Here is a 13,863-nt window from a genome sequence, read left to right as displayed (position 1 = left end):
CCCCCAGGCCGAACAGGCCCCGTAGGAGAGAGCTTGAGCAGAACCGACGCGCCCGCCCCGCACCCCACCGAGCCCGTGGAAGGCCGGCTGCGCACCTTCGTGCGGGTGCGCGCGGGCGGGTTGCCCGGGGCCTTCTGGGTGCTGTGGGGCGGGACCCTGGTCAACCGGCTCGGCTCCATGGTCAACCCGTTCCTCAGCCTCTATCTGACCGGGATACGAGGGGTCCCGATCGGTACCGCCGGACTCATCCTCGCCACGGTCGGCGTCGGGTCGGTCGTCTCGCAGCCGCTCGGCGGGTTCGTCGCCGACCGCTTCGGCCGCCGGGTGGCGCTGAGCGGCGGCATGCTGGCCAACGGTGCGACCCTCCTGACGCTCGGACACGCCCATGACCTCCGGGTGCTCGTCCCGGCCTGCTTCGTACTCGGTATCACCATCGACTTCTTCCGGCCCGCTGCCCAGGCCCTGGTGGCCGACACCGTCCCCCTCGCCGACCGGACCCGTGCCTTCGGCCTGCTGCTGTGGTCGGTCAATCTCGGGTTCTCCCTGGCGATGGCGCTGGGCGGTTACCTCGCGGCCCACGGTTACCAGCTGATCTTCTGGCTGGACGCGGGCGCCTGCTCGGTCTTCGCGGCGCTGGTGTGGCTCGCGGTCCCCGAGACCCGGCCGCCCCCCGGGGAACACAGCCCCGGCGGTTTCCTCACCCCGGTGCGCGACCGCGCGATGCTGGCGTTCGCGGGCATCATCGTGGTCTACGCGACCGTCTTCCAGCAGGCCTTCGCCACGCTGCCCCTGGCGATGCGGGGCGAGGGCCTGTCCAGTACCGCGTACGGCACGGTCATGGCGGTCAACGGGGTGGTGGTCATCGCCGCGCAGCCGCTGATCGGCCACCGGCTCGGAGCCTTCGACAAGAGCCGGGTGCTCGCTACCGGCTTCGGCGTCGCCGCAGCCGGTACGACCGTGATGGCGTTCGCCTCCACGACCCTGGCGTACGGCCTCGCCATCGCCGTATGGACGCTGGGGGAGATCCTCGTCTTCGCCATGACATCGACTGTCGTCGCCGACCTGGCACCGCCCCGACTGCGGGGCCGCTACAACGGGTTGATCGGCATGGCCTGGGGGACCGGCTTTCTGCTGGCCCCGGTCGTCGGCACCCGGCTGCTGCTCGTCGGCTCCACGACGCTCTGGCTGACCGCCGCGTGTCTGTGTCTCGTCGCGGCGGCCGGCCAGCTGGCCCTGGCTCCGGTCCTGCGCCGCAGAACGGCGCAGGCTCCACCGACCTCATGACGTCATCGAAGGGGACCCCTGCCATGCCGAAGGTGCTGCTGATAGAGGCCGACGTATCCGCGGGCGAGGACATCCTGGCCGCCGCGGCGGAGCTCGGTGTGGAAGCCCATGTGGCCACCCACGAGGACGTGTTCCGCTCCTACCGGCCCGAGCTGAGGTCGAGGATCAGCGGCACGGTCTTCACCGACTTCTCGGATCAGGAGACCGCACTCGACGACCTGGCCCGCTTCTGCCGGGAGGCGGGGATCGACGGAGTCGTGGCCTGCTGGGAGTTCCTCACCCCGCTGGCCACCCGCCTCGCCGACCGGCTGGGGCTCCCCGGCCACCGGCCGGAGCAGGCCGACGCCTGCCGCAACAAACGGCTCATGGCCGAGGCGTTCGATGCTCACGGGGTCCCCGCCCCGCGCACCGTGGTCGCCCAGGACCCCGGAGAGCTGGCGCGCCGCGTGGCGGAGAGCGGGCTGGGGTTCCCGCTCGTCGTCAAACCGGCGGAGAACGCGGCGTCCATCGGAGTCTCGGTCGTCCACGCGCCCGCGGAACTCCCCGAGGCCGCGCGGCGGGCGCAGTCGCAGACCCACAAGACCTCGCACGGGCTGGCCATCGACACCACGCTGCTGGCTCAGGAACACGTGGACGGCGACGAGTTCAGCATCGAGTCCGTGATCTCCGACGGTGAGATCCACCATCTGACGGCCACCGAGAAGTTCACCACCGGGGGCGTGAGCCGCGCCGAACTGGGCCACACCGTGCCCGCGGATACCACCCCCGCCGCCGGAGCCGCGCTGTACGCGGCGGCCACCGCCGCGATCAGGGCACTCGGGCTGCGTAACGGCGTCGCGCACACCGAGGTGAAGCTCGGCACCGCGGGCGCCCCCAGGGTCATCGAGGTGGGCGCGCGGCCACCGGGCGATCACATCATGCGGCTGGTGAAGGAGGCACTGGGCATCGACGAGGCACGCGCCTTGCTGCAGACGGCGCTCGGCCTGCGGCCGGACGTCGCGGTTCGCCACCGTACGGCCGCCGCCATCCGGTTCATCACCGCGCCCGAGGCCGGAGTTCTCCGGTGGATCAGCGCACTGCCCTGCGGTGACCATGTGGTCGCGACCGCGGTGTCGAAGATGCCGGGGGACGAAGTGGGCGGCCCCTGCGACAACATGGGGCGCATCGGGCAGATCATGCTCCGCGGAGCCACTTCGGCCGAGGTCAACAAGCGGGCGGCCGAGGCCATGGAGGCGATCACGGTGGAGATGGTGACGCAGTGGTGAGACCTGACGGGGCGTGACATGGGCGTCGTCAGCGGACCGACCGGGTCGCCGCGCCGCGCCACGGCTGCGCTCGCGCGGCGCTGACCAGGCGTTCACCGCGGCCAACTCCCCTTGTTCGCTTATTTGATCACGGGCTATGGTCTCCACGCACGTATCGGGGGATCATCACAAGTGGGGGACATGGACGGCCATATCGACGCGCCCGGAGCGCCCGGGGAGAGAGCGAACGCGTGGAAGCAGGCCATAGCGGCGCTGCTGCTGGTAGGGGGTCTCAGCGTCTGGTTCTGGGTGTCATGGGCCTCGTCCCTCTCCTCGTCCGCCGACGCCGACACCGGACCGAAACCTGCCACCTGCGGGGACGCGAAGCCGGGAGAGGAGTCCGGCTGGCATGCCTCCGGCGCGCAGCTGTGCGAGGCGCTGAACCGTCCCGATCTCGCCGGACTCCTGGGCACCCGGGAGGAGATCCCGAAGAACGCCTACGGCAGTGACAGCTCCGACAAGGGTGCCGACGGCAAGGTGACCGCCACTCCGTCCGCCCAGGTCGAGTTCGACACGTACACCGTGAACCTGACGGTGGCCTACGACCACCTTCCGGTGGCCGACTCCGTCGGCCTTCTGGGCAGCGACGCGCACCAGCGGAGGTTTCTGGGCCGCCCGGCGGTCCTCTACTCGCAGACGACCATCAGCTTCAGGTTCCGCCTGGACGGGAGCGACACCGAGAACCTCCCCGGATCCCCCGCCCGCGTCCTGAGCGTGGCCCAGGACGCCAAGGACAGCGGCGGCTCCATCGAGATCGCCGTGTGGCGTACGGACGGCTGGCCCCCGGACGACGAGGTGCTGCTGCGCGTCGCCCGGAAGGTACTGCCGGCGGTCCGGGGCTGGTCAGCCGCCGTGTGACGGCTCTCCCTCCCCGCGGCCGGGCAGGAAGGCGCGCGGGTGAGGGGTGCGCGGGTGAGGGGGGCGTGCGGGCGAGTGCGGATACCTCACCCTTCGTCGTGCCCGGAATCCGGTGCCCGTGGCACCGTCTCCCCGATGATGCCTGCGAGCCGGTGCAGCTGTGCGGCGAGTACGTGACGCTCCTGCGGGGTGAACCGCGACAGGGCCGCATACTGCCGGGCGCGCAGCTCGGCCTGCATGGCGGCGAGGTGCCCGGCGCCCTCGTCGGTGAGGCGGATCAGTACCTGGCGCTCGTCGTGCGGTGAGCGGCGGCGGGTGACCATGCTCCTGGCCTCCAGCTGCTGGAGCATCCGGGTGGCCGTGGGGACGCTCACCTCCGCGCGTGCGGCCAGACGGCCGACCGGCAGGCCCTCGCCATCGGCGTCCTCGCTCAGCGGGGCGAGCAGCGCCAGCTGCGACATGGAGAGTCCGGCGGCGGACTGTCCGGCCGTGGCGGCCCGCGAGCGCCGCATGGCGTAGAAGAGCCGGTCGGCTGCACGGGCCAGGTCCTCGACACCGGGCTCGGCGGGCCGGCCGGGGGCGTTGCCGACCGGGGGTTTGCCTGTCTGTCGCATGGTTGTTAGCTTACTAAATGTGATTCGTTAGCAAGCTAATAATGAGGAGGCTGAGTATCGTGCCCTTCCCCGCACGTATCGATGTCCACCAGCACATCGTTCCGCCCGTCTGGGCCCGGACGCTCGCCGCACAGGGTCTCGACTCCGGCGGCTGGGCGATCCCGGACTGGAGCCCGGAGAGTGCCGTCGCGATGATGGACCAGCAGTCCATCGCCACCGGCGTCCTGTCCGTCACGGCCCCCGGCGTCCACCTCGGCGACGACGCGCAGGCCCGGGATCTCGCCCGTGCCGCGAACGAGTACAGCGCCGAGATCGTCAAGGACAGCCCGGACCGCTTCGGCCACTTCGCCGCGATCCCGCTGCCCGACACGGACGCCGCAGTGGCGGAGGCCGTCCACGCGCTGGACGATCTGCACGCCGACGGGGTCGTGTTGATGTCCAACGCTCGTGGCCGCTACCTCAACGACCCGGACTTCGAGCCGCTCTGGGCAGAGCTGGACCGCCGCGCCGCGAACGTCTTCGTCCACCCCGCCCAGCCCCCGATGCACCTGCTCCCGGGCACCCCGGCCCCGCTCGCCGACTATGTCTTCGACACCACGCGCAGCGCCCTCGGCCTGGTACTGAGCGGCGTCATGAGCCGCTACCCGAACGTGCGGGTGATCCTCTCCCACGGCGGCGGCTTCCTCCCCTACGCCGCGTACCGCTTCTCCGGCCTGATCTCCACCGTCGTGGACCCCGAGCGCGGCGCCGACGACATCCTGCGCGATCTGAAGCGGTTCTACTTCGACACCGCGCTCTCCGCCAGCCCCAGCGCGCTCCCCGCCCTGCTTGAATTCGCCGAGCCGGGCCACGTTCTCTACGGCAGCGACTGGCCTTTCGCCCCGCAGGAGGCGGGCAGTTACTACAACCACTTCCTGGAGACATACCAGCACTTCACCCCCGGCCAGGCCGATGGCATCAACCGCGGGAGCGCCGAGGTCCTCTTCCCGCGCCTCGCCCGCTGACCCGGCCCGGACCGGCATGGATGCACACGGCCGCCCTGGCGCGGCAGGATGTACCCATGCAAACCATGCGGCCGATGTTCGTTCTCGTACACAGTCCTTCGGTGGGCCCTTCCACCTGGCACCCGGTGGCCGAACGGCTGACCGCCGGGGGGCACCAGGTGCGCGTGCCGTCCTTGCTGCACGTGGGCGCCGGCGGGCCACCGTTCTGGCCCCGGATCGTCGAAGCCGTCCGGGACGGTCTGGCGGACGTCCCGGCCGACCAGCCCCTCACGCTGGTGACACACAGCAACGCCGGGCTGTTCCACCCGTGCGTCGCCTCGGGGCTGGACCAGCGGGTGACCCGCTCCGTCTTCGTCGACGCCGCACTGCCGGCCCGTACCGGACCGACCCCCGCGGCCCCGCCCGAACTCCTTGAACTCCTCCGGCCCATGGCGGTGGACGGCATACTGCCGCGCTGGACCGACTGGTGGGACGAGGCGGACATCGCGCCCATGTTCTCCGATCCGGCCGTACGGCAGAAGGTCGTCGCCGAGCAGCCCAGGCTGCCGCTCACCTACTACGAGCAGCGTGTCCCGGTCCCCGACGGGTGGGACGACCACCCCTGTTCCTATCTGCTGTTCGGTCCCCCCTACGACGAGACGGCCACCGACGCCCGGGAACGCGGCTGGCGGACCGCGCACCTGCCCGGTGAGCACCTCCATCAGCTGGCCGACCCCGCCGGCACCGCCCGGCACCTCATCGAACTCACCGCTCCCTGAGGGCCGGCGGGCCACCGGGCGTAACTCCGACGGCCTGCGGAGGCGGGCCCGGCGCCCCAGCAGATGGGCAAGCCGTCCCAAGAGCCGACGGGCAAGCCGTCCGAAGAGCCGCAGCCCCTAGACGCCGTTGAAGTAGAGGTCCACCTCGCCGTTGGAGCTGCTGTCGCTGATGACCTTGGTGCCGGCTGCCGAACTGTTGCCGGTCCAGGCGAGGGTGGACGGGGCGGTGTGTCCCGGCTGGTCCGTCAGGCTGATGTTCCTCATCGCCACATCGGCCGCGTTCGGGTTCTTCGAGGCGTCCCCGTCGGTGTAGGGCTCGAAGCACTCGATGACGCCGTTGGCAGCGCTGGTCCGCTCCACCGTGACATCGGCCGAGGGGTACCCGGCGAACGACTCCTTATAGGTGTACGTGCCGTTGCTCGCGGAGACGTAGTCGATCTTTCCGGTCAGCGAGGTGCCGGGAGACACGCTCAGATAGGTGCCGTGGGCGTACTTGCCTCCGACGTAGTACCAGTTCGCGATCTGGTAGGCCGCTGTACCGTTGCCCCACTGGAGAACGGGCTGCAACGCGCCGCCGTCCAGCCCGTTCCAGATGAAGTACGTGGTCGTGCTCGTCGAGTCCGAGGGCTTCGGCGGGACCGTCCACGTCGTTCGGAAGGACTGGATGTCGGTCGGGCCCCAGTCGGCCGGGCAGTTGCCGCCGAGATCGGAGCTGCTCGGGCCGGCCGCGACACCCGCCTGGGCGCGCAGGCTCGCCGCATGGCGGTACGGGTCGGCCGATGCCGGACCGGAGGCCGCCGCGCCGAGGTGGGCGAGGACCGCGTGGCTGCGCAGATCCACCTTCTCCACCTGGCCGTTGACGACCTTCAGGGTCTGGTGGCTGTCGACCTGTACGACATCGGGCTGGGGTACGCGTCCGTACGGGGTGAGGACCGTCGACTGCGGGGTGTGTGCGGAGGCGGGCGCGGCCAGGGCGGCCGCGCCGAGTGACGCCACGGCTGCCAGCGCGGCGATCCGGGATTTCGTGGGCATGGTGTCTCCGTCCGGAGTGCAGCGGTGGGCGACCGCGCGACCCTGGGAAGCGGCTGCGGGAACCACGCCGATCCGCGCACTCGCAATGTCGAATTCTGCTCGAAAAGAGCCATGACCGAGCGCAATACGTCACGTACGTTATGGCCTGGACCAGTGCCTGCCAAGACGGCGAACGGTGTGCTTGTCGTGAAGACCGCAGAGTCCGCGCAGCATGGTGGCCTGACCCGCGGAGATGCGTAACGCCGTTGTGTATACGGGGAGTTCAGGGGCGCCGGCGTGCGGCGAACCGGGCGAGGACCTGGGGCACATGGGCGCCGGCCAGGGTTTCCAGAGCGCCGAGCCGCAGCACCTGGCGCTCGTCCCTGACATCACGGACCGCCCGCTCGGCCTGGTCCAGCAGGGACCGCGCCCATTTCCGCAGCCGCTCCAGGGCCGCGGAGAGCGGGGTACCCACGGGCCGGGTGCGCGCCCGCGCGCCGGCAGGCATCTCGCTGGGCTGCTTCATGGTGCTGCTCGACATGACCGTACTGTCGGTCGCCGAACCCGACCTGGCGTCATCGCTGCACACCTCGCTCGCCGGTCTGCGTGGGCGACCACCGGATACACCGTGACCTTCGCCGCGCTGCTGCTTTCCGCGGGTGCGGCGGCCGACCGGTTCGGCGCCGAGCGGCTCTTCAGGACCGGCGTCGCGCTGTTCACCCTGGTCTCCCTGCTCAGTGCGTGCGCACCTCAGCTGTGGGTCCTGGTCGCGCGGCGCGGGATCCCTCGCAGTGGCCGCCACGGTATGTGTACCCGCCTCCATGGCGATGATCGCCCAGCTCTGTCCGGAGCCCGGCGAGCGCGCCCGCGCGGTCGCCACCTGGGCCGCGGTCAGCGGAGCGGCCGTCGCCGCCGGACCCATCGCCGGAGGCGCACTGGTGGGCGCCACCGTCAGTTCCGCCCTGCCGGGAACCGCCGGAGCGGTGGGCGGCGTGCTCAATGCCGCACGCCAGGTCGGCGCGACCTTCGGATGGCCGTCATGGGCGCCGCCCTTGGCGCAGGGGCCGACTGGGCCCTGCTCATCTCGGCACCGGTCTGCGCCACCGCCCGGCTCGTGTTCGCCCTCGGCACTCCGGGAGAAGGCGCGGCCTGAGAACCGGCCCCGGCGGGCCGGAGAGCCTCTGCGGGACCGGGCCCGCACCCGGTACAACTATCGGCGCAGTTCGCGGGTCCCATCAAGTGGGAGCAAACCGCTCTCGGGGAGGCAAGGGGGAAATATGAGGATCGCACGCAATATCGTGGCCGCCGGGGCACTGACCGCACTCGTGGTGGGCACGACGACCGCGCTCGGCACCACCGCCTCGGCAGCACCCAACGTCACACCGCAGGGCGTCTGCGGCAGCTCGTACAAGACCGTGAACTCGGCGCCCGTCGGCTCGCTCGGCACCGTCTACCTCACGTACAACTCCTCGAACGGCAAGAACTGCGTCGCGACCATCCGCAACAGTCCGGGCAAGGCCACGTATGTGTCCACGTACATCTATGTCCCCGACACGGATGCCTCGGCCGGGGACGACGGCACCTATACGTCCTACGCCGGGCCGGCCTACGTCTACGGCAAGGGCCACTGCGTGAGCTGGGGCGGCAGTATCAGCAATGTCTATGTCTCGGTCGAGCACTCCAACTGCGCCGCACTGAAGGAGTACCGGGTCACCGGCACCCGCTGAGCCGGGCCGGGCCGGGCGCTCAGCCGCAAGTCCGCTGACGTCGGTCTACCGGTTACGGGAGAGGCCGGGCCCCCGCAGACGAGGGGGCCCGGCCTCGACGCGTTCCGTCAGAGCCCAGGGAGCCGGGCCCGCGGATCGAGGTCGACTGTTCGATTGTCGTACTGAATTCCGAACGCCACCCGGCCCCCGCCGTCCACCGTACGGCGTATCGGGTGACGTGAGCCGCGCTCTCCGCGCGCCTCAAGGAGTCACCCCGGAATCCGCGCAGGCTGGGCTTGACCCTTGGAGGCGTCTCATGTCTGTTCCCGCCTGCGCACCTCGCCGGAAGTCGACTGTCCTGGCCGCTCTGGCCGTGGGTGCCCCCGCCCTTGCCCTCATGTTCTCCAGTACCGCGGGCGCCGCAGTCGGCGCCCCAGAGCCCTCTCATCCCGGAGACGACTTCGCCGGCTCCCAGATCCTCAGGCATGAGGACACCAGCAGGGGCGGCGTCGCACTCACCAAGTCCTGGGGGACGGAGGGGGTCGACGTCAGCAGCCATCAGGGCAGCGTCGACTGGTCCCGGCTGTGGAGGTCGGGCGTGAAGTTCGCCTACATCAAGGGGACGGAGTCCACCAGTTACCGGAACCCGTCCTTCGCCCAGCAGTACAACGGATCGTACAGAGCCGGCATCATCCGCGGCGCCTACCACTTCGCCACCCCCAACACCTCGACCGGCGCCACCCAGGCCCGCTACTTCCTCGCGCACGGCGGCGGCTGGTCCAAGGACGGCAAGACGCTGCCCGGCGCACTGGACCTGGAGTACAACCCTTACGGCGCCTCCTGCTACGGACTGAGCCACCAGAGCATGGTCAACTGGATCAGGGACTTCGCCAGGACCTACAAGGCGAAGACCAGCCGGGACGTCGTCCTGTACACCTCCACCAACTGGTGGAAGTCCTGCACAGGGAACAACTCCGGTTTCGCCGGCACCAATCCGCTCTGGGTACCGCACTACGGTTCGTCCGCCGGAGCCCTGCCCGCGGGCTGGAAGCACCAGACCATCTGGCAGTACACCTCCAAGGGCGCGACGGTCGGTGACCACAACCGGTTCAACGGAAACCTCAGCCGAGTGAAGGCCCTCGCAAACGGCTGACCGCCGACGTCCGGAAGGGGAGGCCCTGCACCGCAGGGCCTCCCCTTCGCGCTCCGCCTCTGGTGGTCAGGGTGGGAGCGGATCTTTAGTTGATGCAGAAGGGGGGGGCAGTTGGCATTGGCTGGGGCCCGAGGTCGCCGGTCAGGGAGCTCCATGGTGCTGCGAGACCCTCAGAGCGTATTCCGTTCGTAGGGGTGCCAGTTTCCGATCAGGCCCGCCCAGGACAAGGAAGGTGGGTAACTGTGCTGATTCCTGAGGGTGTTACGTTGCCCTCATCCGTATCAGCGCTGAAGGGGTGGGCAGTTGGGCAGGCTCTTGGATGTGTTCGAGACCACGGTCCATCCGAATTATCGCCGGTTTGGGCTGGTCGACACCAGTGTGGACACGTATACCCCGAACGTGGACTTCTCGGAGTGGTTGCTCTCTGCTCCCGGCATGGTCTATCTGCAGGTCCCGTCCGAGGTCATCCGGGCCCCTGTGCGGTTGGAGAGTTGGTCCACCGAGCCCGCGCCAGGGCCGGGTCCGTGGTCCGGCCAGGCCGAGGTAGAGGTTGAACTTCCCACGGGCGAGCTCGGGATTGAGGTCATCACCGACGGGATGGACCCGATCCCCCTGATCCTGCCCTCACCCGGGAGGTACGGAATGCGCTGGCACTGGGTGTTCAACCGTGAGAACGGCCCGTTCACCTCACCGCTCATCCCGTCCCCAGGCCCGGTGGAGACACCCCTCGGACGTGAAGAAGAACTCGACGGTGAGGACCAGTACTGCCTCGTGCAGATCTGGCGCATTAGTCAGACGTGACACTGCGGGCCGCCCCTGAGGGCAGCCCGCAGTCCGGCTAGAACGCCTTCACGGATCTCAGTCAGTCACCGATGGTGACGATGAACGAGTCCCAATTCAGGATGCGGTCGTTCTCGTACCAGGCGCCGAGCCGGCCGCCAGCCTCCTGGTTCTCCACCGAGTCGATGAAGCGTAGCGAGACGTCGCCCTGGTACTGGTCGCCTTCGTACTTGTACCGCGCGGCGCCTTCGGTGGTGGAGGCGAAGGGGTACTCGTCGCAGTCGAGCCCGTCCGCGGGGCCGCCAGGTACGGCGTCGCTCTTGCAGAGAGATCTGACCACAGCACGGTTGGCGTCGATGCGCTCCCGTGCGCTGGATCCGGGGACCCCGGCGATACGGTGCAGCGGGTCGAGCGCCGACCCGCCGGGCAGCTTCTTGCCGTCCTTCTTCGGGTATGTGCTGTCTGGATCCTTGCGGGCCTCGTCGATGTGGTTGGCGACTGCGGCCACGCCCAGGTACGGCTCCTGTGTGCCGTTGCCCGCGTTGCTGGTGTCGCTCTTGTCGTAGCGGAACGCGGGTGTGGCGTCGGGGAAGACCGAACCGAGGGGGGCGCGCCGGTTGTACACGGCGCTGTCGAAGCGGATTTCGCCCTGCTCGCCCTCGGTCGGCAGGACTTGGCCGTAGCCGGGGATCGTAAACTTGAAGACCGGCTTGAACAGGCCCGTGGCAATCTGCTCATCGTCGGCCTCGTCCGGCAGCTTCGGCGTACTCGACCACAGGTCGAACTTGGTGTCCCCGTCGGCGTCCCATCCGGCGGCGGTATCGGTGCGCCCGTCATGGATTCCGTTGTCGCAGGCTTCTTCGTCGTTGCCGCCCCCGCCCTGCCAGGACCCTTCGCACTCCAGGGTGGCCTTCATGGACGCGCCGGGCTTGTTGAAGTCACCTTCGGCCGTCCACACGTTGACGTTCAGGTCGAAGTCGGCGTACCGGGTGAACGCGCTTCCGTCCAGGCCGCCCACCTTGCCCTGGCCGATCAGCGTGTTGCGCGACATGAACAGGCCCTGGACGTAACAACCGGGCGGCCACAGACCGCACTTGATGGCCGGCTGGAATGTCAGGGTCTCCTGGCAGTACGAGAAGCGGTTTTTGATCCAGCCGGAGTCGTTGTCCGAGTCGCTTGAGTCGTGGCACTCGGCGACGCTGCTGATGTACTGGTAGGGGTCCGCCGGGTTACGGCCTCGGATGAACTTCGTACTGGGTGTGGTGTATGTGCGCTCCCAGGCGGCCTTCGGCTGCATACTCTTGGCGGTCGTCGCCTGGCCGTTCGGCTTGATCCCCAGTGCTTCCAGGTTGCCGTCGCGCTTGAACGTCACCTGAACTTTGTCCGGGTCGGCAACCAGCGCGCGATTGGTGATCGTATAGGTGTCGCCGGGCTTGAGCGACGTGGGCTGGCCGGCAGCGGCGGTTTCGACGACGAATTCACGCCATGGGGACCAGTTGAGGTTGTAGTGGGTGCCGTCGAAGGAGTTGGTGCGGAACTTGTAGGTCTTGCCATCCAGCAACTGACCCGCGGGCACCTTCACCGTCGCCCAGGTGCCGGGGGCGACGAAGTCGGAGACCAGGACTCCTTCACCGGCCGGCGTGTTGATGGGCTTGTTGGTTTCGGCGTCGTACACCTGGAAGGTGCCGTTGACCTTGTCGCCGTCGGCGTCGGCGAACTTGTCGCGCAGCGTCGGGGTGAGGGTGTTGACGCCCCATACGCCGCTGTACGACTTGAACGGCGGGCCTGCCTGCTGGGCGGTACCGTCCCCGGGTCGGTAGTTGTAATTGACCGTCAGCTTCGGCTGGTTGATGGTCGCGTTCCGGGAGTTGACGATCTTCCAAGCCTTCGCCTGGTCCTCGGCGGCTCTGATTCCCATGTAGCCGCGTGTCTGCTTCGCGCTCGCCCACGTCTGGACGAGGGTCTTCACATCCGCCTTGATCCAGCCGTCGGAGGTGTCGGAGCAGCCCTGAGCGTTGCCCTTGGTCTCGGTGGACGTGGCGACCTTCTGCAGCCAGTCCGGCTGCTTTGTCCACCGCGAGGCGGAGGAGCCGGCCGTGGTGTTCCACACGTCCCAGCCATGCGCTGTGCAGTCGGTGTTGCCGGAGTGGGTGTTGTAGAACTCGACCTTCGCCGACGATATGAGCGCGTCGGAGAATGGCTCGGTGTTCCACGTCATCAGCGACCGGGCGACACGGGTGGTGCCGTCGGCGTTGGTGGTGCCGGGGTTGCCCCAGTCCAGCTCGGTCTGTGAGCCCAGGTCGGTGGTCTCGCCACGCTGCACGTAGGTGTCGAAGGTGTTGCCCAGCACGGAGGTTGACGGGTCGATGGTCACCGGGTAGTGCGTGGCTGGGGCGTCCAGCCACCTGGCGTCGGGGGTGACGACGAGATCGATGTTCCCTGCCCCGTGATCGACTACCTTCATGCCGACCCGGTGCCGGTTCTCGTGCTTGCCGGAGACCTTGTCGACGTCCGCGTCCCACATCATCGGCGCCGGCATCGTGGCCTTCTTCGCGCCGGTCTTGGTATCGGTGAGTGTCACCGTGCCGTCGGCGTTCGCCTTGGCCGTGAGGCCTTCGGCCTGGAGCGGCAGGGTGTAGCTGTAGCCGTCCGCGGGGCGCTTGTTGAGCCGGGTGTACTGCTCGAAGCCGGTACGGGTGGCCTCGACGATCACATCCGCACCTGGCACCGCATCCTTGTAGGTGGCGGTCGTGCCGTTCACTTCGGGGGAGGGCAGACCGCCCTTCCACCGGAGCGTGACCTGCTCGCCGTCCGAGCCGCGGAGGGTGGCGAGGTCACGGGGTGCGGCATCCTCGGCGGCCTTGATCGAGGCGGGCCGGGTGCCGCCGCCCCTGGTCAGTGCCAGGTTATTGGGGTGCGCCTTGGCCTTGACGGTGCCGTCCGCCGTCCTGTGTAACGTGGCGTCGACCGCGACCCACTTGCGGTCCTTCTCGATGCGCTCGGGGCCTGCGGTCATTTCGGAGGTGAGCGAGCCGTTGGGGTTGGCGTAGGTGAGGTTGGTCGGTGTGGTCTCATTCGGGACCAGGAGCTTCTTCCCGGTCTTCTTCGCCTGGGCTAACGCCCAGGGAATGCCAGCCTTGGAGTGCTTCGCGGCCCACTCCCGTCCCGCCTTCTCGACCTCGTTCTTCGACAGCTCTGCCTGGCGTGTGGATAACACTCCGGTGCTGCCCGCCCCGCCGGTCGCGGACGCCGCGTGAGACGGGCCTGCGATCGCCAGCGGCGTCACGGTGAGCAGCGCCACTGACAGCGCCGTGAAGCGGAATCTTCGTTTTCTCTGACTTCCGGTGGACAAGGTTGAACCTTCCTTGGGGTGTTGTTGGGGCATGGCATG

At 69.1% G+C, this 13,863-nt stretch carries 12 protein-coding genes; 8 read left to right on the top strand and 4 right to left on the bottom strand.

Translation table 11 applies throughout. The annotated features are described in order from the left end of the window. Window positions 1-33: 33 nt before the first annotated feature. The 3 genes from ACFXBC_RS13925 (at window position 34) to ACFXBC_RS13915 (ending at window position 3,446) form a co-directional block, all read left to right on the top strand. A complete protein-coding gene (locus ACFXBC_RS13925; protein WP_385023129.1) occupies window positions 34-1,284 on the top strand; it encodes an MDR family MFS transporter in 1,251 nt (416 codons plus the stop codon). Further along, window positions 1,281-2,549 carry an ATP-grasp domain-containing protein gene (locus tag ACFXBC_RS13920; protein ID WP_385023127.1) on the top strand — a complete coding sequence of 423 codons (1,269 nt, stop codon included), beginning with the start codon at window positions 1,281-1,283 and terminating at the stop codon, window positions 2,547-2,549. The genes ACFXBC_RS13925 and ACFXBC_RS13920 overlap by 4 nt, the downstream gene beginning before the upstream one ends. A gap of 180 nt (window positions 2,550-2,729) precedes the next feature. After that, window positions 2,730-3,446 carry a DUF6215 domain-containing protein gene (locus ACFXBC_RS13915; protein WP_385023162.1) on the top strand — a complete coding sequence of 239 codons (717 nt, stop codon included), beginning with the start codon at window positions 2,730-2,732 and terminating at the stop codon, window positions 3,444-3,446. Window positions 3,447-3,532: 86 nt separating this feature from the next. Here ACFXBC_RS13915 and ACFXBC_RS13910 read toward each other — a convergent pair whose 3' ends face one another. Then, window positions 3,533-4,060, bottom strand: a complete 528-nt coding sequence (locus ACFXBC_RS13910; protein WP_385023125.1) for a MarR family winged helix-turn-helix transcriptional regulator — start codon at window positions 4,058-4,060, stop codon at window positions 3,533-3,535. Between the two features lie 59 nt (window positions 4,061-4,119). Between ACFXBC_RS13910 and ACFXBC_RS13905 the strand changes: the two genes are divergently transcribed. Both ACFXBC_RS13905 and ACFXBC_RS13900 read left to right on the top strand, forming a co-directional pair. After that, complete coding sequence (locus ACFXBC_RS13905) at window positions 4,120-5,064, top strand: amidohydrolase family protein (RefSeq protein ID WP_385023123.1); 945 nt, start codon at window positions 4,120-4,122, stop codon at window positions 5,062-5,064. A 74-nt stretch (window positions 5,065-5,138) separates the two neighbouring features. Further along, on the top strand, window positions 5,139-5,822 hold the full coding sequence (locus tag ACFXBC_RS13900; protein WP_385023121.1) for an alpha/beta hydrolase: 684 nt from the start codon (window positions 5,139-5,141) through the stop codon (window positions 5,820-5,822). Window positions 5,823-5,939: 117 nt separating this feature from the next. Here ACFXBC_RS13900 and ACFXBC_RS13895 read toward each other — a convergent pair whose 3' ends face one another. Both ACFXBC_RS13895 and ACFXBC_RS13890 read right to left on the bottom strand, forming a co-directional pair. Next, window positions 5,940-6,854: a hypothetical protein gene (locus ACFXBC_RS13895; protein WP_385023119.1), complete on the bottom strand. Its 915-nt coding sequence runs from the start codon at window positions 6,852-6,854 to the stop codon at window positions 5,940-5,942. 262 nt (window positions 6,855-7,116) lie between these two features. Further along, complete coding sequence (locus tag ACFXBC_RS13890; protein WP_385023118.1) at window positions 7,117-7,374, bottom strand: hypothetical protein; 258 nt, start codon at window positions 7,372-7,374, stop codon at window positions 7,117-7,119. Between the two features lie 736 nt (window positions 7,375-8,110). On the opposite strand from ACFXBC_RS13890, the gene ACFXBC_RS13885 reads away from it, so the two are divergent. The 3 genes from ACFXBC_RS13885 to ACFXBC_RS13875 all read left to right on the top strand — a co-directional run bounded on the left by ACFXBC_RS13885 (window position 8,111) and on the right by ACFXBC_RS13875 (window position 10,493). Continuing rightward, complete coding sequence (locus ACFXBC_RS13885; RefSeq protein WP_385023116.1) at window positions 8,111-8,560, top strand: spore-associated protein; 450 nt, start codon at window positions 8,111-8,113, stop codon at window positions 8,558-8,560. Between the two features lie 376 nt (window positions 8,561-8,936). Then, the gene (locus ACFXBC_RS13880; protein ID WP_385023114.1) at window positions 8,937-9,692 is read left to right on the top strand and encodes a lysozyme; all 756 of its coding nucleotides are present in this window, start codon (window positions 8,937-8,939) and stop codon (window positions 9,690-9,692) included. Between the two features lie 321 nt (window positions 9,693-10,013). Then, window positions 10,014-10,493, top strand: coding sequence for a hypothetical protein (locus tag ACFXBC_RS13875; protein WP_385023112.1), 480 nt, complete (start codon window positions 10,014-10,016; stop codon window positions 10,491-10,493). A 61-nt stretch (window positions 10,494-10,554) separates the two neighbouring features. Here ACFXBC_RS13875 and ACFXBC_RS13870 read toward each other — a convergent pair whose 3' ends face one another. Further along, the gene (locus ACFXBC_RS13870; RefSeq protein WP_385023110.1) at window positions 10,555-13,773 is read right to left on the bottom strand and encodes a DNRLRE domain-containing protein; all 3,219 of its coding nucleotides are present in this window, start codon (window positions 13,771-13,773) and stop codon (window positions 10,555-10,557) included. Window positions 13,774-13,863: the final 90 nt, after the last annotated feature.

It is taken from the genome of Streptomyces sp. NPDC059398 (genome assembly GCF_042751845.1).
Lineage (GTDB): Bacteria > Actinomycetota > Actinomycetes > Streptomycetales > Streptomycetaceae > Streptomyces.
The sequence above is the reverse complement of the archived record's forward strand: the minus strand, read 5'-3'. Positions and strand labels throughout refer to the sequence as shown.